Consider the following 20,114-nt stretch of genomic DNA (forward strand, 5'->3'; position numbering starts at 1 on the left):
GACATGGACGCGCCCGACACATCCCTTCCCCCCGACGGACCGCCCGTGATGACCGCTGCTCCCGGCGAGCCCATCATCAGCGTGCGCGACCTTGTGGTGGGGTTCGGCGACCGGATCATCCTCAATCATCTCAGCCTCGACATCATGCGGGGCGAGATCCTCGGCTTCGTCGGCACCTCCGGTGGCGGCAAGTCGGTGCTCACTCGCACCATTCTCGGCCTCGTGCCCAAGCGGTCGGGGACGGTGGAGGTGTTCGGGCAGAATGTGGATGACCTGGACGAGAAGAAGCGCTCGGCCATGGAGCGGCGCTGGGGCGTCCTGTTCCAGCAGGGGGCGCTGTTCTCCTCGCTCACGGTCAAGCAGAACATCCAGTTCCCGCTGCGCGAGAATCTCAAGCTGTCCCAGAAGCTCATGGACGAGATCGCCTACACCAAGATCGAGATGGTGGGGCTGAAGCCGGACGTGGGCGAGAAGCTGCCGTCGGAACTGTCCGGCGGCATGATCAAGCGCGCCGCCCTGGCGCGCGCGCTGGTGCTCGATCCCGACATCATGTTCCTCGACGAGCCCACGTCGGGCCTCGATCCCATCGGTGCCGGCGATTTCGACGAGCTGATCCGAACCCTGCAGCAGACTTTGGGGCTGACGGTTTTCATGGTAACGCACGATCTGGACAGCCTGCACACCGTCTGCGATCGCATCGCGGCCCTGTACGACGGTAAGGTGATCGCACAGGGGACCATCGAGACGATGATGGCATCGCAGCATCCCTGGCTTCAGTCCTATTTCCACGGGGTCCGCGCGCGGGCCGTTCGGTCGTCATGGTGAGGTGGAAATAGGCATGGAGACCAGGGCCAACTACACCATCATCGGCGCCTTCACGCTGCTCGTGATCGGGGCGGCGTTCGGCTTCGTCTATTGGTTCGCGCGTCCCCAGGTGAGCGACGAGCGGGCGCTGTACGAAATCGTCTATAACGGCTCGGTTGCCGGCCTGCGCCAGGGCAACAACGTGCTGTTCAATGGCATTCCCATCGGCCAGGTGACCATGCTGGGCCTCGTGCCCGGCAAGCCCAACGAGGTGCTGGTGCGGGTGGGCGTGCGGCCGGATGTGCCGATTCTCGCGGACGCCCGCGCCGGGCTGGAGACGCAGGGCCTGACCGGCATCGTTGCGGTGTCCATCCGCGGCGGCGCCGCCGACGCCAAGCCCCTGCCCATTGGCCCCAACGGCTATCCGCGCATTGATGCGGACGGTGGCGCCGGCATGGCCGGCCTCATCAACACCGTGCAGGACGTGGCGGGTCGCGCCAACAAGATCCTGGAGGCGGTGGACCCGGACAAGATCGCCGCCATCGTCGCCAATATCGAGACCTTCTCCAAGGCCCTGTCCGATCATTCGGAGGATGTGGGCTCGCTGATGCAGCGGTCCAACGAGATTGCCGGCCAGGTGCAGGAATTGGCGACGAAGGCCGACGCCGTGCTCGCGGACCTGAAGCGGGCGGCGGGCGATCCGGATGGCATGGTCAACCAGGTATCCGAGGCTGCCGCCTCCGTGCGCCGCCTCGCCAACAATCTGGACACCCGTACGGAAGAGATCGCCACCCAGGTGGAGAAGTTCACCGGCCCCGGCCTGCGGCAGTTCGAGGCTCTGGCGGTGGACGGCCGGCGGACCTTGTCCGACATCGAGCGTGTCTTCCGCAATTTCGAGCGCAATCCACGTCAGTTCATATTTGGCGGCAGCTCCGTACCCGAATATAGGCGGTGAGGAGCATGTTAAGAGAGTCGAGGGCTGAAACCGTGCCTCTATCCGCGAGCCTGTGGTCTGTCGTGCGCGCAGTGACGGTCGCTCTGGCGGTGACGGGCCTTGCCGCCTGTGCGTCAAACCCGATCCCCACCTTCGATCTCTCTGCGCCCACCCAGTTCACCGCCAAGGGCGGCGGAAGCGGGCAGCTGGTGGTGGTCATGCCCACGGCACTGGCGGCGCTCGACACCGAGAAGATCCTGGTGGAGCCGGCCCCTGGCCAGATCAGCTATCTCTCCGACGCCCAGTGGGCCGACCGCCTGCCGCCTCTGCTCCAGGCGCGGACCATCCAGGCGTTCGAGAATGGCAGCCGTCTCTCCCGCGTGGCGCGCCCCGGCGACGGCATTTCGGGCGACTACCAGCTCAACATGGACATCCGCACCTTCGGCGTGCGCATCGAGCCGTCGGGCGCCCAGGCGGTGGTGGAAATCTCCGCCAAGGTCATCGACAATCAGGCCGGACGCATCGTTGCCGCCCGAATCTTCAGCGCCCGGGTGCCGATTTCCTCCGTTACCGGTCCGGCGGTGGCACAGGCGCTGGACGAGGCATCCGACCAGGTGCTCATCGACATGGTCCGCTGGGCGGCGCCGCGCTTCTGACCGCCAGCTTGGACGACGGCTGGGCGAGGCTGCCGCCCGCCCTCCGGTTTCAGGCGCCGCCGCTCTCCGGGAGCCGCCCCGCGACCGACCTTCATCTCCACTGGACCGCCGGCGGGGGGAAACAGCCTCTTTGCCCGATCGTCCCGCGACGGCCCGGCCCCCAAGCCCTCATGGTGCGCGCACCCTGGAGATGGCCTGCATCTGCCATGGCCTCCTGAACGGGTCTGTCAGCGCTTGGAGGGCAAGCGGCGGCCCAAGGACGTTTTCCCGCCACCTGAAGGCTGCCCGGCATTCCTCGGCGGACGAGGCGTGCGCATGCCGCGAGACATCGTCTCTCGGCATGACGGAGTTTTTGTGAACCGGGGCAAGGCGGGGTGAAGCCCGGTCCCTTCTCCCTTTGATGAGACACAGTCCTACCTGCGACCCAGCTTTCACTTTACTGGGGAATGCGCCCGGCCGACCGCGGATGGGCAGTGGGCGACCTCAGATTCGGCACGCCGCGGCCGGCCGCCGCTCCTTGCCTGTCTCGACCTGCATGGCAGCCCGTGCGCAACGCCGGGGGAAGACCTCTGGCGTCGGGCTCCCGCCCCTACCGCGGTTGAAATCCCGCGCTTCCAAGACGGGTCCTTAAGCTGCTCCGGGCGGCCATCCTCGCACCGGGCTCTCCAAAAAAGAAGAAGGGCGAGGTCTCCCCCGCCCTTGCAAGTCTGTATCGCTCTTGGGTGTTATGGGTTCATTCGAACCGGCCTGCCGCGTGGGCGAGCATGGTATAGACCTTGCCCGTGTCGGAGGTCAGGTAGGTCTTGGTCAGGACGTTGGACTTGTCATCTTCGGAAACCTGGTCGAGCAGGCGGTCAAATTCGTCGAGATAGTGATCGACGGTGTCACGGAACTCTTCATCGGTGCGGTACTTGCGGCGCAGTTCCTCGAAAGTTGCCTGCCCCTGCATGGTGTAGAGCCGGCGGGTGAAGACGTTGCGCTCCCCGCGCTTGTAGCGCTCCCACAGGTCCACCGCGGCGTGGTGATCGATCATGCGCGCGATGTCCACCGAGAGGGAGTCCAGCGACTCGATGGTGTGCTGGGGCGGGCGGGCGCGCACGGGCTGGGGCGCCGGACGCTGCTGCTTCTCGCTTTCCGCCTCGGCGAGGTCGCCGGACGCGCGGGCAAGCAGTTCCGAGAGCCAGCCGTCCTTGCCGCCTTCGGCCTCACGGGCCGGGGGGGCGGTGCGGACGGGCTCGGGGGCACGCTCCGCCGCCGGGCGGGCAGGGGCGACCACCTTGCGGGCCTCCACCGGTGCCACCGGGGCCACGGGCTCCGGACGGCGCACGGGGGTGGGGGCGGGACGCTCCACCGTCCGGGCAGGTTCGCGGGAGATGACGCGGCCGGCGGGGGCCGAGACGTCCACCGACTGGCCGTTGCGGGCAACGATCTCGTTGAGTTCCGCCAGAGCCTTGATCTGCTCGGCCACGGCGCGGCGCATGGTGGCCGCGCTGGCCTCGGTCTCGGCGGGCAGTTCGAGAATGCCCTTCTTCATCTCCTCGCGGGCCAGCTCGATGGCCTGCTGCACGTCGGTGGCGGCGCCCTTCAGCTCGCGGGCGACGTCGGTGAAGCGGCGGCCGGTTTCCTCGAACAGCCGGTTCACGTCGCCCAGTGCCTCGTCATAGGTGGTCTTGAGCGCGGCGGTGAGGAGGGTGCGTTCCGTCTCCGAGGCGTTGCGCGCCACTTCCATCTGGGCCTCCATGGCCTTGACGGTGGAAGCGGCCGAGCCGTTCACGGTCTCCGCGATCTCGCCGGCCTGGCTGCGGGCCTGAGTGAGCGAGGTCTCAAGAGAAGCGTGGAGGGCGCGCAGGCGCTCGTCCATTTCGGCGATGCGGGTGGTCAGCGCGCCAGAGAGCTGCTCGATGGCTTCCTTGCGGCTGGAGAGGGTGGCATCCACATGGGCGTGGGTGTCCGCCAGGGCCTTGGAGGCGTCCAGCACCGCGCTGCTCTGCGCCTCGAAGCGCTGGGTGAGCGCCGCAATCTCGGTGAGCGTGCCGTCGGTGACGCCGCGCAGGGCCGAGACCTGATTGCCCAGTTCGCCCACGGCGCCGGTGGCGGCGCCGTCCAGGTTGGAGACGCTCTCCTGGATGGAGCGCACCTGCGTGGCATAGCGCTCCTCGAACTGGGAGAGCGAGCCGACCACGTGGGTGATCGTGTCCTGGAAGGTGGAGTTGGCGGCGTCGAGGCGAGTGACGATGGCCTCCACGTCGCCCTTGAGGGAGCTGGACGTGGCAGCCATGTCGGCGGCCGCCTTCTGGCTCGCCTGCTCGATGGCGGCGAGGAAGACGCCGTTCTTGCCTTCGATCAGGTCCGCAAACTCGGTCATGCGGGTGCCCAGCGTCTGCGACACGCCATCGACGCGGGTGGTGAGGGTGGTGCCCACCGTGTCGGCCATCTGGGTGAGGGTCGCCTCGGCCTGGGCCGCATCCCTCTTGATGCGGTTGGAAATGCCACCCAGCTTGGTGCCGAGGGTCTCGGCCAGGGCATTGCCGCGCACTTCAAGGGCGGTGGCAACACCGTCCAGTCGGCCGGTCACGATCTCCTCGATGCGGGCGACACGGCTGTCGAGCATGGAGGCGACCTCCTGGGCCCGGCTGCCGATGCCGCGTCCCACGAACTCGGCCCGCTCGGAGAGCACCTCGCCGATGGCGCGGGTGCGCACCGAGAAGAACTCGTCGAGGGTCGCGACCGAGCGCTCCAGGGCCTCGGTGGTGGACTGGGTGCCGGTGGAGAGCACCTCGCCGATTTCCGCCGAGCGCACGGCCAGGTTCTCGGTGAGGGACTGGGCGCGGCTGTCGATGGCCTGCTCCACCCGCGAGATCCGGTCTTCCAGCGTGGCGGCGATCAGCTCCGCCGTCAGGTTGAGGCCGTCGGTGAGGCCCTTGGTGCGCTGGTCGATGGTGGTCTCGAACCCGCCGATGCGCTCGTCCAGGGTGAGCGCGACGCTCTGGGTGGCGGCGGACAGGCCGTCGGACAAGGTCCGGGTCTTCTCATCGAGGGTCTGCTCGATGCGGCCGAGGCTGCCGTCCAAGGTGGCCGCGATGGCGTCTGCGGACGCGGCGAGGCCGTCGCCGAGGGTTGCGGTCTTGGTGTCGAGGGCTTCCGTCAGACGGCCGATGCTGCCGTCGAGTGTGGCCGCGATGGCATCGGCCGAGGCGGCGAGGCCGTCGCTGAGGGTTGCGGTCTTGGTGTCGAGGGCTTCCGTCAGGCGCCCGATGCTGCCGTCGAGCGTGGCCGCGATGGCATCAGCCGAGGCGGCGAGGCCGTCGCCGAGCGTCGCGGTCTTGCTGTCGAGCGTCTCCGCCAGGCGGTCGATGCTGGAATCCACCGCGGTGGCCAGGGTCTGCGCCGAAGTGGCGAGGCCGGTGTTGAGGCGACGGGTGCGCTGGTCGAGGCTATCCTCGATCTGCGCGATGCGGGTGTCGAGCACCGAGGCGATGGCCTCGCTGGAGCCCGCAAGGCCGTCCGCGAGCGCCTCGGCACGGCGGCCGAGGGTTTCCTCGAACTGGCCGAGGCTGCCTTCCACCGTCGCAGCGATGGCATCGGCGCTGGCCGCCAGGCCCTGGGTGAGGGAGGCGGTGCGCGCCCCAACCGTGCGCTCGAAGGTGCCGAGGCTCTCGTCGAGCGTGGTGGAAATGGTCTGCGTGGTCGCGGTGAGGCCCTCGGTGAGGCGGAGCGTCTTCTGCTCCAGCGTCTCCTCGAAGGTGCTGAGGCGCTCGTCGAGCGTGGTGGCCAGAGCCTCGGTGGTGGAGGCAAGGCTGGCGGTCAGGGCATGGGTGCGCCGGCCAATGGTCTGCTCGAACTGGCCGAGACGGGTATCCAGCGTGGTGGCCAGCGTTTGCGTGGCGCCGGCGAGGCCTTCCGTGAGCGCACGACCCCGGGTGCCGAGGGTGTCCTCCAGCTGGCCGAACTGGTCCTCCAGCGTCTGGCGGACGGCGCCGGTGGCGGTGGACAGGTTGTCGGTGAGGGACTGGGCGCGTTCCTCGAAGGTCTGCTCGAAGCGGTCGAGGCGGCCTTCCACCGTGGTGGAGACGGCGTGCGTCGCGGCGCCGAGGCGCTCGTCGAGGCCCGTGACGGTGGAGTTGAGGGTCTCGGTGAGCACGGTGACCTGCTCGGCGAGGCCATCCACCAGGGCCGGGGCATTGGTGCGCAGGGTGGTGTCGAAGGTCCGCACGCCCTCCTGCACGGCCTGCGCCATCAGCAGGGTGTCCTGGCCGATGCGATCGGCCAGCTCGCCGCCATGCACGGTGATGGTCTCTTCCAGAGCGCGCAGGCGGGCGGTGAGCATCTCCTTGATGGCGTCGCCCTTGGTGGTGACGGAAGACACCAGCGCGTCGGCGGTCTCCGCGAAGGCGTCGGTCACGCGGGCGCCGCGCTCGCCGATGGCATCGGTCACGTCCGCGCCGATGGCGCCGAGGCGCTCGGTCATGTCGTTGCCGGTGGCGGCGAGGGCCTCGGCGATCTCGTCGCCCTTCTGGACCAGGGAGGTGGCCACCTGGACGCCGGAGCGCTCCAGGGCTTCGGTGATGCGCTCGCCGGTCTCGGCCAGGCGCTCCTGGAGGGTGTCGCCATGGATGGCCACGGCGTCGTGGATGCGGTTGCCGGCGATCTCGATGCGATCGGCCAGGTCGCCGCCATGCAGCGTGATGGTCTCGGCGACGCGGGTGCCGGTCTCCTCGATCTTGCGCACGAGGTCGCCGCCGCGGCTGGAGAATTCCATCACCACATTCTCGCCGGTGGCGCGGAACACGCTGTTCACGTCTTCGGCGCGCAGCGCGAAGTCCTCGGTGATGCGGACGGCGTTGGTGTCCAGCGCCTCGGTGATGGTGGCGCGGGTGTCTTCGAGACCCGAGCGGACCTCCTCGCTCCAGCGCGAAACGAGGATGGAAACCTCGGTGCTGGACGAGAGCAGGCTGGCGCTGACCTCTTCGGAGCGGGACTTCAGCGTGTCCGCCAGCTTGTCCCCGGAGACGGCCATTTCCTCGCTCAGCGTGGCGGCGGTGGCCTGAAGGCGGTCGATCAGCTCGTTGCCCTTGGCATTGAAGCTGTCGATGACGCTCTCGCCGACACGGGCGAGGGCTTCGCTCATTTCCTGGCCCTTCTGGCCGAACACGTCGTTCACGCGCTCGACGGCGGCCACCACATTGCCCTGCACCCGGTCGGCGGCGTCGCGCACTTCGCTGGAGAGCAGCGTTTCCGCATCCATGATGCCTTCGCGCAGGCGCTCGGTGTGGATGAGGATGTTCTGGCGCTCGGCCTGCAACTCGCCGATCAGGTTGCGGATGCGGACCTCATTGTCCTCATAGGCGCGCTCAAGGATGGACACCTCGTTGCGCACCACAGTTTCCAGTTCGGCGGCGCGGGAGATGGCGCGGTCGAGGCCCTCGCCCATGGCCGCCACTTCCCGGCGCACGGCCTGGCCCACGGACACCACTGCGTCGGTGCCAAGGTTTTCAGGCTGGGCGAGGCGCAGCGCCACTTCCGTCATGGAGCGGGCGACCATTTGCAGGTCGCGCGAGCGGCGCACCATGGCGGCGAGGCCGAAGAAGGCGATGGGGGGAACGATGATGCCGGCGATGATGGTCAGGAGCGCGGGCGAGGCCATCAGCGCGTCGATGCCGCTCAGGCCGGCGAAGGCCGCCCGATGGGTGGCGACCGCATAGGAGACGCCGAAGGCCACCCAGAGTGCGGAAATGGCCAGGGCCCACCAATAGGGGGCCGGCGAGGAGCGCCGCTGAAGCTGCGCCAGCAATTGGCCAACCGTCTGGCGGTCGTCATTGGCGGCGCGGCGGTCCCCAACGTCCACGCGGGGGCGGCGCCCGGCCGGGCGGGCCTCGCGCTGGGCCGGTGCGGCCGGCGCACGCGCCTCCGCCGGCGGAGTTTCGGGCTGATCCACCTGAAGGGTCAGAGCCTCCTGGATCGCCGAGAGGGCGGCCTCCGTAGGATCCTGGATCTTCTTCGGGTTCTTCATGGTCGCCGTCGCCTTTATCGCCCACACCACGTGCAGTGGAGCTGGCCCGTCTTGGAATTGGTGTGTACCGAAGCCCGCACCGGCGGAGGACAACCGTCGGTTAAGGTGGCATTTACCTTACCGCATCTTAACTTTTTCCGGTTGCGGTTGGGAACTGCTGCCAGGAGGGCATGTGAAGTTATCGTTAACGCGGGCGTGGGCTGCCTCTGGCCTAGATGCCGCAATGCAGCTATAGCGGCCGGAAAGAGGGACGGAATCCAAGCCAGATGCCTCGCGTCACATTCATTGCCTTCGACGGCGGCTCGCGCACGGTGGAAGCGCCCGAAGGCGCCACTGCCATGGAAGCGGCCATCCGCAACCAGGTTCCCGGCATCGATGCGGAGTGCGGGGGAGCCTGTGCCTGCGCCACGTGCCACGTCTATGTGGACGAAGCATGGCAGGCGGCGGTAGGCGAGCCGGGCCCCATGGAGGAAGACATGCTGGACTTCGCGTCCGACGTGCGCCCTTCCTCGCGACTGTCGTGCCAGATCGTTCTCGCGTCGAAGCTCGACGGGCTGGTGCTGCATACGCCGGAGCGGCAGGGTTAGGCACGGTGGCCGGGCGCGGGTGGCGCGCGGCGTTTTTCCGGGGGGCTGGAGCGCGGGGCGCGTCCTTTCGCGAGGCCGATGCGGGTTGGAGGGGCGTTCGTGTCTGATCAGGTTGAGCTGACCATCCTCATGCCATGCCTCAACGAGGCGGAGACGCTGGCTGTCTGCGTGGAGAAGGCCCAGGCCTATCTCCGGCGCTCCGGCGTGGTGGGCGAGGTGCTCATTGCCGATAACGGCTCCACCGACGGCTCACAGGCCATCGCCACGGCGGGCGGCGCACGGGTGGTGCCGGTGCCTGAGCGCGGCTATGGCGCGGCGCTGAAGGGTGGCATCGCGGCGGCCCGTGGCCGCTACATCATCATGGGCGATGCCGACGATTCCTATGACTTCTCCAATCTCGATGCCTTCGTGACCCGCCTTCGGGCCGGGGCCGACATCGTCATGGGCAACCGTTTCCAGGGCGGCATTGAGCCTGGCGCCATGCCTTTCCTGCACAAGTACCTGGGCAATCCCGTCCTCTCTTTCCTGGGGCGGCTCTTTTTCCGCATCAAGGTCGGCGATTTCCATTGCGGCCTGCGCGGCTTCAACACCGAGGCGGTGCGCCGGCTGCGGCTGGAGACCTCGGGCATGGAGTTCGCCAGCGAGATGGTGGTGCGCGCCTCCCTCGCCGGCCTGACCATCGCGGAAGTGCCGACCACCTTGAAGAAGGACGGCCGCTCGCGTCCACCGCACCTGAAGACCTGGCGCGATGGCTGGCGGCACCTGCGCTTCCTGCTGGTCTATTCGCCGCGCTTCCTGTTCTTCTATCCCGGCCTTGCTCTGATCGCGCTCGGCCTCATCGGCATGGTGGCGCTGTTCCCCGGGCCGGTGCATCTGGGCTCCCATCTCAAGCTCGACATTCACACCTATCTGGTGGCGGCCATGACGCTGCTTGTGGGGGTGCAGGCGCTCTCCTTTTCCGTGGTGGCGCGACGGTATGGGGCACTGCTGGGCTTCCTGCCCGCCTCCGACAATCTGGAGCGGGTGCTGCACGCCTTCAGCCTGGAGCGGGTGCTGCGCGCGGCGCTGGTGTTGGCGCTGGTGGGGCTCGGCTTCACCATCTGGGCCTTTGCCAGCTGGGCCGGTACGGGCTTCGGCGACCTGCAATATGGCCGCGTGATGCGCGTGCTCATCCTGGGCCTGACGGGACTTGCTAGCGCGATCCAGCTCGCCTTCACGGCCTTCCTGGCCAGCGTGGTCGAGATGCCGCTGAAGCGCTGAGCCCGGCAATCACCAGCGCCGGGATGGCGAGCCACGCCACCCGGGCTTGATAGCGGTTCACCGGATTGGAGAGAATGCCGCACACGGCGGCATTTACCAGCAGAATGGCGAGCACGCTGAAGCACAGCAGCGCAGCCTGCCGACGGCCCTTGGCCCAGCTCCACGCCGCAGCGAGGACGAGCAGGCCAGTGGCGACCAAGGCAAGCGGCACCTGGACCTGATTCACGCGGGTGAAATCGAGGCCCGGCCATGCCTGCTGCCATGCCCTCGTCATGGCGGGGGCGGCCGAGGGCACGAGCGCAGTGATCGCGTCCGTGCTGTCGGTGAGGTAGTTGTAAAGGCTGTCGCCGGTTTCCAGCGTCACCAATTGCCGGGCGAAGGCCCTGGCGGCCAGGGCGAGATTGTCCATCGGGAAGGCGAGAAGGGCACCGACCACCGCGTCGCGCATGGCCGGGATGCCGCGTTCCATCCCGCCGAGCGCGACGAAGACGTCGTCATTGTCCCATAGGAAGTCATCGGCGGTGCTGGGTAGCTCCTCGCGGTAGTAGCAGAGGGGCTGCGTTGGATCGGGGCAGTGTTCCAGCAGGTAGCGGTCGATGATCCCGTCTTGCAGGAGGCGCCCGAACACGAAGGCCATGGCGCCGGGGGTGGGCACGAAGCGCCCCGCCAGCACCAGGTTCAGGCTCGGCGTTACCAGCAGCGCGGCCACCAGCGTGAGCGCAGGCAGACGCAGGCGCAGCATGGCGCGAAGGCGCGGCGAGGTGCGGGCGGCGAAGAAGGCCAGGCCAAACAGCACCAACAGCGTGGCCATCACCGAGCCGTGCGCGCCACCGGCAAAGACCAGGACGGCCACAAGCACCGCCATTTCCCAGGCCCTCAGGTCGCGTCGCCGGGCGAGCAGGAGGTATAGGCCGAGCGGCGCCAGCGCGGCGAAGATGTCGGGCATCAATTCACCGGCCACGAAGGGCAGGGCGGTGAAGGCCGCCAACGCGGCACAGGTGGCCAGATAGGCCATGCGCCGTTCGCCGAAACCCTGCACCCGGAAGAGAAGTGCGATCATCCACGCTGTCAAAAGGCATTGCAGGGCCACCACTGGCCAGAAATCGGGCCAGCGACCCACCGACAACAGCACGCCGTAGACAATGGACCTGCCCGGCACGATGGCATGGTGGATGCCCGCCTCCAGATAGCCGCCTGTGTCCCAGAAAAGAAAGGGAAAGCGGTTCCAGACCGCCGGAGCGGCAAAGAGGAGGGCCGCGACGCAGAGGACGGCTGCGCGCGCCAGACCGGCTATTGCGGGATGGGGCAGGGGCGCCGCGTGCCCCGTGAGGGCAGTTGCGCCCGGGCCGACCAAGGGATCGGCCGGGGGCGACGGCGCGAGCGGCGGCAGAACTGCGCTCCCGTCCGTTGCCAAGCTTGGCAGGACAGACATGTCCGGATCGGGCCCCGCCTCGCTGCTCATTCTTCCTTTACCCAACCCTCGACACAATATTGCCGGGCCTCGTGAGGATATACCATGGGCAATCTCATCGTTTCGGTTGGAAACCTGACGCCTGTGCCGACCACCGCCCTCGCTTCGCCCTCCATCCTCGTCTTCGATTCGGGCCTGGGTGGCCTGTCCGTGTTCCGCGAGGTGGCGCGGCTTCGGCCCGACGCGCGCTTCACCTATGCGGCGGATGATGCTGCCTTCCCCTATGGAAGCCTGGGCGAGGCCCCGCTGGTGGCGCGGGTGTGCGATGTCATGGATGCGCTCATCGCCGACGTTCGGCCGGACCTCGTAGTCATCGCCTGCGGCACGGCCTCGACCGCAGTGCTTCCCGCCCTCCGGGCGCGTCATGCCATCCCGTTCGTGGGCACCGTTCCGGCCATCAAGCCTGCATGCGCGCTCTCCCATACCAAGCAGATCAGCGTGCTGGCGACCCCGGGCACGGTGCGGCGCGACTATACGGCGGCGCTGATCCGGGAATTCGCATCGTCCTGCGCCGTGAGCCTCGTGCCGAGCGAGAACCTGGCGGGCCTGGTGGAATCCATCCTCCACGGCATCCCGGTGGACGACGAGGACCTGCGCGCCGAGATCGCTCCCTGCTTTGTCGAGGGCGAGAAAGGCCGCACCGATACGGTGGTGCTCGCCTGCACCCATTATCCCCTGGTCGCCGACCGCCTCGCGAAGGTCGCGCCTTGGCCTGTCACCTGGGTGGACCCGGCCCCCGCCATTGCCCGCCGCGTCATGTCGCTGGTGGGCGAAGCGCATCAGGCGGGCCCGGTCCATCCCGTGCGGCTCCTGTCCACCGGCGCCCCGCTCGATGCGGCGGCCATTCAGGCTCTCATCGGCCGGCCTGTCAGCCCGGCTGAAACGCTCCCCCAACCTCTTGCGGAGGCTTCTTGACTCATCGGCAGGCTTTCAATCGGCGAACGGTCCTGGCGGGCCTTGGCGGGCTCGCGCTTGGTGCTGCGGTGCCCACGGGAGTGTTCGCTCAGACTGCAGCGCAGCCATTCAAAGTGTGGGTCGAAAAGTTTCGCGCCCGTGCCCGCGCCCGCGGCATCAGCGACGAGGTCTATACGCGGGTCTTTGCGCAGGTGACGCCCGACACCAGCGTCTATGCCGCCGACAAGGCGCAGCCGGAGTTCCAGGAGGAGGTCTGGCAGTATCTCAACCGCCGCGTCTCCGACTGGCGCATCTCCACCGGCCAGCAGAAGGCCCGCGAATATGCGGCCCTGTTCGGACGCATTGAGGAGACCTTCGGCGTCGATCGGCGGATCATGCTCGGCTATTGGGGCATGGAATCGGCCTTCGGGCAGGTCGTCGAAAACCCCCGCCACATGAAGCCGGTGTTCAATTCCCTGTCTGCCCTCGCCTGGGGCGAGCCCCGGCGGCGGAAATACTGGGAGACCGAGCTTCTCAACGCCCTGGTCATCGTCCAGCGCGGCTGGGGCACGCCCCAGGAAATGGTGGGGTCATGGGCCGGTGCCATGGGCCACACGCAGTGGATGCCCGAGGTCTGGCTCAATATGGGCGTGGATTTCGATGGCAATGGGCGCATCTCGCCGTTCGGCAAGCCTGACGACGCCCTGGCCGGCACCGCCAACTATCTGGTGAAGCGCGGCAAGTACAGGGCCGGAGAGCCCTGGGGGTTCGAAGCGCGCGTGCCCGCCAGCTTCAATGCGGACCTTGCCGACAACAAGACCTGGCGCCCCCTGTCTGCCTGGGCGGAGCAGGGCGTGACCCTCGTGGATGGACGCTCCATCGCCACCTATGACGAGCGGGCGCGCATGTGGCTGCCCGGCGGCCCCGGCGGCCCGGCCTTGCTTCTGCTCCACAATTTCTATGCGGTGCGCTCCTATAATCCCTCGTCCAGCTATGCCCTTGCGGTGTGCCACTTGGGCGACCGGATCATGGGGGAGGGGCCTTTCGTCACGCCCTGGCCGGGCGGCGAGCGGACCATGACGCTCGTCGAATTGCAGGAGATCCAGACCCGCCTGACGGCCCGTGGTTTCCCCACGGGGGGAACCGATGGGCGCATCGGTCCCGAGACCATGCGCGCGGTTCGCGCCTTCCAGGAACAGGCGGGCATCACGCCGGCCGACGGCTATCCCGGCCTGAAGGTACTCACGGCCCTGCGCGGCGGGTAGAGCGCGATCCGATCAGATTGAATCAATCTGATCGGTGAATCGCCCTCTAACTTATTGATAGAGAATGCGTGATCCGATCAGCCTGCGGTGCAGGCTGATCGGCGCATGCTTTAGGAGCTGATGACCGGCCGCGCCCTCTGGCCCGGCCGGGTCCGCGCGGGCCGGCTCAAAACGTGCGGGGTCAAAACGTGCGGAGTTAAAACGCGTAGGTGAGGCCACCCCGCAGGACACTGAAGTTGAACTCGGCAGTGCCGGTCATCGTGAAGTCCGTGTCGACAAAGGGCTTCGAAGGCACCAACGGAAGCGCAAAATTGGCACCGTCGAACGACACGTAAAGATATTCCGCGCGCACCGACCAGTGTTGATCCAGGCGATATTCGGCGCCACCCCCGAGGGTCCAGCCCCATCTGACGCCGCTGTCCTTGCCCAGCCAATTGTAGCCATTGCCGCCCGCATAATAGCCGGCACCATTCTGGCCATAGGCAAGGCCGCCCGTGGCATAGATGAGGGCCTTGTCGAACGTCCATCCAAGACGGCCGCGCACGGTGCCGAACCACGTGCCGCCGGTACCGTAAACGCGCGTGAGGGTGACGGAGGGGTCGGCCAGCGAAGGTTGCACCGAGGTGCCCCTCACCTTGCGGTCCGCATAGTTCATGTCGGCTTCGATGCCGACCACCATGCTGTTGAACTGCCAGTTATAGCCGCCATAGACGCCGCCCGTGAAAACGGTGCCTGCGCCGCCCAACGGCACCTCATATTGCTGCTTTCGCTGTACCGGTTGGAAGACGAGGAAATCGCCGCCCAGGACCGGCTGGACGCTCGAACCGTCGAAGGCCGCACCCGCAGCGCCGCCCAGATAGAAGCCCTGCCAAGAGCCCGATGCCGCTGGCACTGCGGCCGGGGCGGGAGGAGGGGCCTTGGTGGCCAGGTCCGCGGCAAGAGAGGATGTCCCCGCCCCCATCAAGGCGAGTGCCACAACGCTCAAACGCTTCATCTTGCCCCCCGGCAGATCATCCAGACCCAGGCGGATCTTCACGCAGAGCGGTGGGCAAGCGTCAAGGGGAATTCAAATATCACTTGTTGACGGCGCCAATCGCTGCCAAAATGACGGTATTATAAAACCGTCAGACGACTCTTCGGATAGTCACTCTTTGGCCGCGTCCATAAGTTGCAGCAGGGCGAGCGGGTCGAAATCTTAGCCTTTATTAGAGGGTCGCCCGAAAATTTGCATAAAGACGCGCGGCGCTGGCCCGGAACTGCTCCATATTTTCGGCTGCTGCCGCCTCTAGGCGCGCCTGGCCACCAGGGCCGGTAATGGATTCGAGCGCGCACCGATATTCGGGGATCGCGCCCCAGTCCGACACTGTCGTGTCGATCAGCTCCACATGGTACTGAATGCCGAAGGCGCGGCGGCCGATCTGCATGGCCTGGATGGCGCAATGGAAATTATGGGCGAGGACGGTCGCCTCAGCCGGCGCCTTGAGCACCGCAGCCCCATGCCATTGAAGGGTCGGGAAAGCCTGCGGAAATCCGGCAAAAAGCGGCGAGGCTGCGCCCTCGGCGGTGAGCGCGACCTGGCAGACGCCCACTTCCGGCTCAGCCATCCTGCCGACCTCGCCCCCCATCGCCTCCGCCAGCAATTGGTGGCCGAGGCAGATGCCGAGGAAAGGCCGGCCCGCCGTGACCCAGTCCCGGATGACCCTCTTTTCCGTGGCGAGCCAAGGGTGGAGGTCTTCCTCCCACACATCCATAGGGCCGCCCAGCACCAGAAGGGCATCGTAGCCGGACACGTCGGGGATGGTCTCTCCTTCATCCAGCTCCACAGCGTCCCACGTAAAGCCGTCCGCGTGCATGAGGTCGCGCAGGCTGCCGGGATGTTCTGACGCGGCATGCTGGAGGACGAGAAACTTCATGGGTGGTCTCCGGTCTATGGCCTACAGTCTATCAGTGACCGCATTCGTGAGAAACAAATTTTACTATCATTCAATTTCGGCCGACGAAGCCGCGGCAGGACGGCCGCGCACATTGACAAGCCCGGCGCACGCGAATAGAAGCCGGCTCCTCGCTGGCCGATTTCTTCGACCGGCGGGGTAGACGTTTGGACTTTGCACCCGTGGACATCCTGGCAGCTCGCCGGGATGACCTGTCGGCGGCCGGATGGCCGCAGAGGAGGGGCGCGATCCAATCCTTAAGAACGCAAAAGGATCCGCGTTACATGAGCAAGCGCATTGCGGCGAAGCACAAGCTTGACCGCCGTATGGGTGAGAATATCTGGGGCCGCCCGAAGAGCCCCGTCAACCGCCGCGAGTACGGCCCCGGCCAGCACGGCCAGCGCCGCAAGGGCAAGCTGTCCGACTTCGGCGTTCAGCTGCGTGCCAAGCAGAAGCTGAAGGGCTATTACGGCTCCATCGGCGAGAAGCAGTTCCACGCCATCTACGTGGAAGCTGGCCGCATGAAGGGTGATACCGGCGCCAACCTGATCGGCCTGCTCGAGCGTCGCCTCGATGCGGTGGTCTATCGCGCCAAGTTCGTCCCCACCGTGTTTGCCGCCCGCCAGTTCGTGAGCCACGGCCACGTCAAGGTGAACGGCCGCCGCGTGAACATCCCCTCCTACCAGGTCAAGGTCGGGGACGTGATCGAGGTGAAGGACGCTTCCAAGCAGCTGGCCATCGTGCTCGAGGCCCAGCAGCTCGCCGAGCGTGACATTCCCGATTACCTGGAACTGGACGCCAACAAGCTGGCCGTGACCTTCGTGCGCGTGCCCGAGCTGAACGAGGTGCCCTATCCGGTCCAGATGGAACCGAACCTCGTGGTCGAGTTCTACTCCCGTTGATGTCTCCCGGCTTTGCCGGCTGACCGAAAAAGCCCGCCCTCCGGCGGGCTTTTTTGTGCCCGCGGGGGCAGCCGAATGCAAAGCGCGCGCGGATGCGTCCGGCTTCTAATGATTGCCGATTTCCCACTCGACCCGCTCGACGCCGTCCGTCTCAGCGAACAGACGAACGAAGTCAGGGGCGATCATTGGGGTCTGGGGTGGGCACCACAGCTCGAAGCGATATTCGCGCAGCCCGGTCGCAGGTTCGATGCTGGCGGAGATCCGCCGCACCTGGAGCCCCGCCTCCAGCAGCGCCCCCTTCAGCCAAGTTTCGCCCGGCGAGGATGGTGACAGGCGCAGAAGCAGCCGCCCTTCCTTCTGGTGCCGCATGCGCGCCTCGAAAAACTTCATGCCCCAAAGGGTGGCAAGCGCCAGCACTAGCGCTGCGCCCCCCAGCACGAACTGGCCTGCGCCGAAGCACAGCCCCATGACGGTGACGTACCAGAGCGTCGCCGCGGTGGTCACTCCGAGCACCAGGCCGTCGGCGCGCCGGATGATGGCCCCGGCGCCGATGAAGCCCATGCCGGTGAGGATGCCGAGCGGCAAGCGCATCACGTCCAGTTGGATGAAGGAGGTGGGCTGCTTTCCGCTCATTGGCACCAGCAGGGCCGCGCTCAGCATGGCAATGCAGGCCGCGAGGGAGACCAGGATATTGGTGCGAAGGCCGGCGGCCCGTTCCCGCGATTCCCGGTCCAGTCCCACCAAGGCGCCGGCCACGAAGGTGCAGCCCAGGCGAAGCGCTATGTCCGTCCAATCGGTCGCGAGGAGCATCGGCCACACCAAGTGAGATCGCCACTCGCATGATCATGACGTAGAATCATGAGCTTGCGAGGAAAATCTCACCTCTTTTGACAGCGCACCTCTGTGATCGTGCGCAGGGGGCTACCAGGACCAGACGCCGACGCCGAAATAGGGGCCGGGTGCGGGCGGTGGGCCATAGAAGCGCGGGGGCGGGGGATAGAATTGCACCGGCGGTGGCGGGGCATAGACCAGCGGCGCGACCGGCGGGGCGACGATGATGGGCGCGGCCACGGGTGGGGCGGGTACCGCCTGCACCACGACGGGCGGTCCCGCCGCGTAAGGCGGCGGCCCGTCAAAGCCCAGATAGGATGCCGATACAAAGGCGGGGCGCCCCCAGCCGATGGAGCACCAGGCGGGCGTGCAGCCCAGCACTTCCACGGTTACGCCGCGAGGCAAGGTGCCGATCACGCCGTAATTGGTGCCGGGGCCCGAGCGGACATTGACGCCGCTCAGCGCCACGGCAGAGGCGGCGAAAGCGCCGCCTGATGACAGAAGCAGCAGTGCACCTGCTGCAAGAATGCGGGAAGGATTCGCCATGGACCTCAGCTCCGGAACCGGGCCAGCAAGGCCCGATCAAGCCTGCCCGGGGCTTGCATGATGCGCCGGACCGGGCTGAGAAGGCGAATCGCCGCTCAGCCTTCCGCGCGGATCACCTGGATGGCTTGGGCCAGCAATTCGTCCATGTTGCGGCGGATCTGGTGGTCGGACACCTCGACGCCCTTGGCATCGAAGTCGCCCCGTAGCTTGCGGAACACATCCTCGTCGCCCTGCTCCGCCAAGTCGGCCACGACCACTTCCTTGGCATAGGCCTGCGCCTCATCCTCGGTCAGGCCGAGCTTCTCGGCGGCCCAGAGGCCCAGCATCTTGTTGCGGCGAGCGAGCGCCCGGAAGCGGATCGTCTCGTCGAGGGCGTAGGCCGCTTCAAACCCTTCTTCCCGCTTGTCGAACGTGGTCATGGCTGCCCTCACAGTGGCGTGTCGTTGGGGTGTCGGACCGCGTGGCGCGGCGGGCGCCTTGCGGGTCGTGCCCTTGAATATAGGTGCGCTTCCCCTAGATCAACGGAGGGAGCGCTGTCACATTCTGACGCCGCAGCCGGAAAAGTCTCCGCCTTCTGCCGCAGGCGGAGAGCAGCTGCGGGCGCCGAGGGAGCGCGACCTGCGTTGCAGGAGCATGGCGGCCCTGCTTCCGGTTCAAGAGAGTGCGCGTTGTAACCGGGGCGCCGATGGGCTAGTGTCCCACCGGGTGTTCCGTGCGCTGCAAAACAGGCACGACAACGCCCCGCCGAGGAGCGTCACCCGAACGGAGCCTTGGCAAACCCATGGATTTCCTCAATCGACGGTACACACCCATGAGCCGCCGCCGCCGAATCTACGAAGGCAAGGCGAAGGTCCTCTATGAAGGCCCCGAGCCGGGAACCCTCATCCAGCATTTCAAGGATGATGCGACCGCCTTCAACAACAAGAAGCACGATGTCATCGACGGCAAGGGCGTGCTCAACAACCGCATCTCGGAATATATCTTCTCGCGGCTGAACGACATTGGGGTGCCCACGCACTTCATCCGCCGCCTGAACATGCGGGAGCAGCTCATCCGAGAGGTGGAGATCATCCCCCTTGAGATCGTGGTGCGCAATGTGGCGGCAGGATCCCTGTCCACCCGCCTCGGAATCGAGGAGGGCACCGCGCTCCCCCGCTCCATCATCGAATTCTACTACAAGAACGACGCGCTCAACGACCCGCTGGTGTCGGAAGAGCACATCACCGCGTTCGGCTGGGCCAACACCCAGGAAATCGACGACATCATCGCTCTGGCGATCCGCGTCAACGATTTCCTGACCGGCCTGTTCCTGGGCGTGGGCATCCGTCTTGTGGACTTCAAGATGGAATGCGGCCGCCTGTGGGAAAACGACATGATGCGGATCGTCGTCGCCGACGAGATCAGCCCGGATTCCTGCCGCCTGTGGGACATCAAGTCCGCCGACAAGCTCGACAAGGACCGGTTCCGCCGGGACATGGGCGGGCTGGTGGAGGCCTATTCCGAAGTGGCGCGGCGTCTTGGCATCCTGTCCGAGAACGAGCCGAACCAGGGCAAGGGCCCCATCCTCGTCAAGTGAGGTCCGCGCCGCCGGATCTCCGGCGGCCGGAAAACGCGGAAGGTTTCGGATGGGTCCGGCATGTCCGGTCCCGTCCGATTTCGCTTCTGGCTTGCAACTTAAGACTTGCAAAGAGTGGTTCTTCATGAAGGCGCGCGTCATCGTCACGCTCAAGTCCGCGGTTCTCGATCCCCAGGGCAAGGCCATCGAGGGCGCGCTGCGCTCCCTGGGCGTCGCCGGGGTGCAGAGTGTCCGCCAGGGCAAGGTTTTCGACGTGGAGCTGGCTGGCAACAACAAGGCGGACGCCGAGGGCGTGCTCAAGGAAGCCTGCGACAAGCTCCTCGCCAACACGGTGATCGAGACCTACCGGGTCGAGTTCGCCGACTAAATCCGCGCTGGCGGGAATGCCTCCAGGCGCAAGCCGGGCGTGGCTCATTCTCCTTGTCGCGACAGGCTCTGACCCTTACG

At 66.9% G+C, this 20,114-nt stretch carries 17 protein-coding genes; 10 read left to right on the forward strand and 7 right to left on the reverse strand.

Annotated elements, in window-relative coordinates:
* Window positions 1-48 precede the first annotated feature (48 nt).
* The 3 genes from PV781_RS18970 to PV781_RS18980 all read left to right on the forward strand — a co-directional run bounded on the left by PV781_RS18970 (window position 49) and on the right by PV781_RS18980 (window position 2,394).
* Window positions 49-825: an ABC transporter ATP-binding protein gene (locus PV781_RS18970; protein ID WP_274777199.1), complete on the forward strand. Its 777-nt coding sequence runs from the start codon at window positions 49-51 to the stop codon at window positions 823-825.
* Between the two features lie 13 nt (window positions 826-838).
* Window positions 839-1,759, forward strand: coding sequence for an MlaD family protein (locus PV781_RS18975; RefSeq protein ID WP_274777200.1), 921 nt, complete (start codon window positions 839-841; stop codon window positions 1,757-1,759).
* 62 nt (window positions 1,760-1,821) lie between these two features.
* Window positions 1,822-2,394, forward strand: a complete 573-nt coding sequence (locus PV781_RS18980) for an ABC-type transport auxiliary lipoprotein family protein (RefSeq protein ID WP_274777201.1) — start codon at window positions 1,822-1,824, stop codon at window positions 2,392-2,394.
* A 733-nt stretch (window positions 2,395-3,127) separates the two neighbouring features.
* On the opposite strand, the gene PV781_RS18985 is transcribed toward PV781_RS18980, so the two are convergent.
* Window positions 3,128-8,404 carry an apolipoprotein A-IV repeat region-like domain-containing protein gene (locus PV781_RS18985; RefSeq protein ID WP_274777202.1) on the reverse strand — a complete coding sequence of 1,759 codons (5,277 nt, stop codon included), beginning with the start codon at window positions 8,402-8,404 and terminating at the stop codon, window positions 3,128-3,130.
* A 266-nt stretch (window positions 8,405-8,670) separates the two neighbouring features.
* Here PV781_RS18985 and PV781_RS18990 point away from each other — a divergent pair, with 266 nt between their 5' ends.
* Window positions 8,671-8,991, forward strand: coding sequence for a 2Fe-2S iron-sulfur cluster-binding protein (locus PV781_RS18990; RefSeq protein WP_274777203.1), 321 nt, complete (start codon window positions 8,671-8,673; stop codon window positions 8,989-8,991).
* Window positions 8,992-9,090: 99 nt separating this feature from the next.
* Entirely contained in the window at window positions 9,091-10,251 is a 1,161-nt protein-coding gene (locus tag PV781_RS18995) for a glycosyltransferase family 2 protein (RefSeq protein WP_274777204.1), read from the forward strand.
* Here PV781_RS18995 and PV781_RS19000 read toward each other — a convergent pair.
* The gene (locus tag PV781_RS19000; protein WP_274777205.1) at window positions 10,205-11,683 is read right to left on the reverse strand and encodes a hypothetical protein; all 1,479 of its coding nucleotides are present in this window, start codon (window positions 11,681-11,683) and stop codon (window positions 10,205-10,207) included. The genes PV781_RS18995 and PV781_RS19000 overlap by 47 nt on opposite strands.
* Before the next feature lie 84 nt (window positions 11,684-11,767).
* On the opposite strand from PV781_RS19000, the gene murI reads away from it, so the two are divergent.
* Together murI and PV781_RS19010 are read left to right on the forward strand one after the other, a co-directional pair.
* Window positions 11,768-12,637 carry a glutamate racemase gene (murI, locus tag PV781_RS19005; protein WP_274777206.1) on the forward strand — a complete coding sequence of 290 codons (870 nt, stop codon included), beginning with the start codon at window positions 11,768-11,770 and terminating at the stop codon, window positions 12,635-12,637.
* Complete coding sequence (locus tag PV781_RS19010) at window positions 12,634-13,881, forward strand: lytic murein transglycosylase (RefSeq protein WP_425532427.1); 1,248 nt, start codon at window positions 12,634-12,636, stop codon at window positions 13,879-13,881. Before murI ends, PV781_RS19010 begins: the two co-directional genes overlap by 4 nt.
* A 196-nt stretch (window positions 13,882-14,077) precedes the next feature.
* Here PV781_RS19010 and PV781_RS19015 read toward each other — a convergent pair whose 3' ends face one another.
* Window positions 14,078-14,875: an outer membrane protein gene (locus PV781_RS19015; protein WP_274777207.1), complete on the reverse strand. Its 798-nt coding sequence runs from the start codon at window positions 14,873-14,875 to the stop codon at window positions 14,078-14,080.
* A 211-nt stretch (window positions 14,876-15,086) separates the two neighbouring features.
* Window positions 15,087-15,794 carry a type 1 glutamine amidotransferase gene (locus tag PV781_RS19020; RefSeq protein ID WP_274777208.1) on the reverse strand — a complete coding sequence of 236 codons (708 nt, stop codon included), beginning with the start codon at window positions 15,792-15,794 and terminating at the stop codon, window positions 15,087-15,089.
* 302 nt (window positions 15,795-16,096) lie between these two features.
* Between PV781_RS19020 and rpsD the strand changes: the two genes are divergently transcribed.
* Entirely contained in the window at window positions 16,097-16,714 is a 618-nt protein-coding gene (gene rpsD, locus PV781_RS19025; protein ID WP_209098214.1) for a 30S ribosomal protein S4, read from the forward strand.
* Between the two features lie 105 nt (window positions 16,715-16,819).
* On the opposite strand, the gene PV781_RS19030 is transcribed toward rpsD, so the two are convergent.
* From PV781_RS19030 to PV781_RS19040, 3 genes are all read right to left on the reverse strand, one after another.
* A complete protein-coding gene (locus tag PV781_RS19030; protein ID WP_274777209.1) occupies window positions 16,820-17,524 on the reverse strand; it encodes an MgtC/SapB family protein in 705 nt (234 codons plus the stop codon).
* A 111-nt stretch (window positions 17,525-17,635) separates the two neighbouring features.
* Window positions 17,636-18,091, reverse strand: coding sequence for an SH3 domain-containing protein (locus tag PV781_RS19035; protein ID WP_274777210.1), 456 nt, complete (start codon window positions 18,089-18,091; stop codon window positions 17,636-17,638).
* A 95-nt stretch (window positions 18,092-18,186) separates the two neighbouring features.
* The gene (locus PV781_RS19040) at window positions 18,187-18,510 is read right to left on the reverse strand and encodes a DUF1476 domain-containing protein (protein ID WP_274777211.1); all 324 of its coding nucleotides are present in this window, start codon (window positions 18,508-18,510) and stop codon (window positions 18,187-18,189) included.
* A gap of 362 nt (window positions 18,511-18,872) precedes the next feature.
* Here PV781_RS19040 and purC point away from each other — a divergent pair, with 362 nt between their 5' ends.
* The gene (purC, locus tag PV781_RS19045; protein ID WP_274777212.1) at window positions 18,873-19,667 is read left to right on the forward strand and encodes a phosphoribosylaminoimidazolesuccinocarboxamide synthase; all 795 of its coding nucleotides are present in this window, start codon (window positions 18,873-18,875) and stop codon (window positions 19,665-19,667) included.
* Window positions 19,668-19,791: 124 nt separating this feature from the next.
* Window positions 19,792-20,034 (forward strand): phosphoribosylformylglycinamidine synthase subunit PurS, encoded by a 243-nt coding sequence (gene purS, locus PV781_RS19050; RefSeq protein WP_274777213.1) that lies wholly within the window; start codon window positions 19,792-19,794, stop codon window positions 20,032-20,034.
* Window positions 20,035-20,114: the final 80 nt, after the last annotated feature.

The sequence above is a fragment of the Aquabacter sediminis genome (genome assembly GCF_028863665.1).
Taxonomy (GTDB): Bacteria; Pseudomonadota; Alphaproteobacteria; order Rhizobiales; family Xanthobacteraceae; genus L1I39.

Bases quoted from the DNA above. Each gene is read 5' to 3' on its own strand.
- PV781_RS18990 (WP_274777203.1), top strand. From the start codon at position 8,671: ATGCCTCGCGTCACATTCATTGCCTTCGACGGCGGCTCGCGCACGGTG.
- PV781_RS18975 (WP_274777200.1), top strand. From the start codon at position 839: ATGGAGACCAGGGCCAACTACACCATCATCGGCGCCTTCACGCTGCTC.
- purC (WP_274777212.1), top strand. From the start codon at position 18,873: ATGGATTTCCTCAATCGACGGTACACACCCATGAGCCGCCGCCGCCGA.
- PV781_RS18985 (WP_274777202.1), bottom strand. From the start codon at position 8,404: ATGAAGAACCCGAAGAAGATCCAGGATCCTACGGAGGCCGCCCTCTCG.
- PV781_RS18970 (WP_274777199.1), top strand. From the start codon at position 49: ATGACCGCTGCTCCCGGCGAGCCCATCATCAGCGTGCGCGACCTTGTG.
- PV781_RS19030 (WP_274777209.1), bottom strand. From the start codon at position 17,524: ATGCTCCTCGCGACCGATTGGACGGACATAGCGCTTCGCCTGGGCTGC.
- PV781_RS19040 (WP_274777211.1), bottom strand. From the start codon at position 18,510: ATGACCACGTTCGACAAGCGGGAAGAAGGGTTTGAAGCGGCCTACGCC.
- PV781_RS19020 (WP_274777208.1), bottom strand. From the start codon at position 15,794: ATGAAGTTTCTCGTCCTCCAGCATGCCGCGTCAGAACATCCCGGCAGC.
- rpsD (WP_209098214.1), top strand. From the start codon at position 16,097: ATGAGCAAGCGCATTGCGGCGAAGCACAAGCTTGACCGCCGTATGGGT.
- PV781_RS19000 (WP_274777205.1), bottom strand. From the start codon at position 11,683: ATGTCTGTCCTGCCAAGCTTGGCAACGGACGGGAGCGCAGTTCTGCCG.
- PV781_RS19015 (WP_274777207.1), bottom strand. From the start codon at position 14,875: ATGAAGCGTTTGAGCGTTGTGGCACTCGCCTTGATGGGGGCGGGGACA.
- murI (WP_274777206.1), top strand. From the start codon at position 11,768: ATGGGCAATCTCATCGTTTCGGTTGGAAACCTGACGCCTGTGCCGACC.
- PV781_RS19035 (WP_274777210.1), bottom strand. From the start codon at position 18,091: ATGGCGAATCCTTCCCGCATTCTTGCAGCAGGTGCACTGCTGCTTCTG.
- purS (WP_274777213.1), top strand. From the start codon at position 19,792: ATGAAGGCGCGCGTCATCGTCACGCTCAAGTCCGCGGTTCTCGATCCC.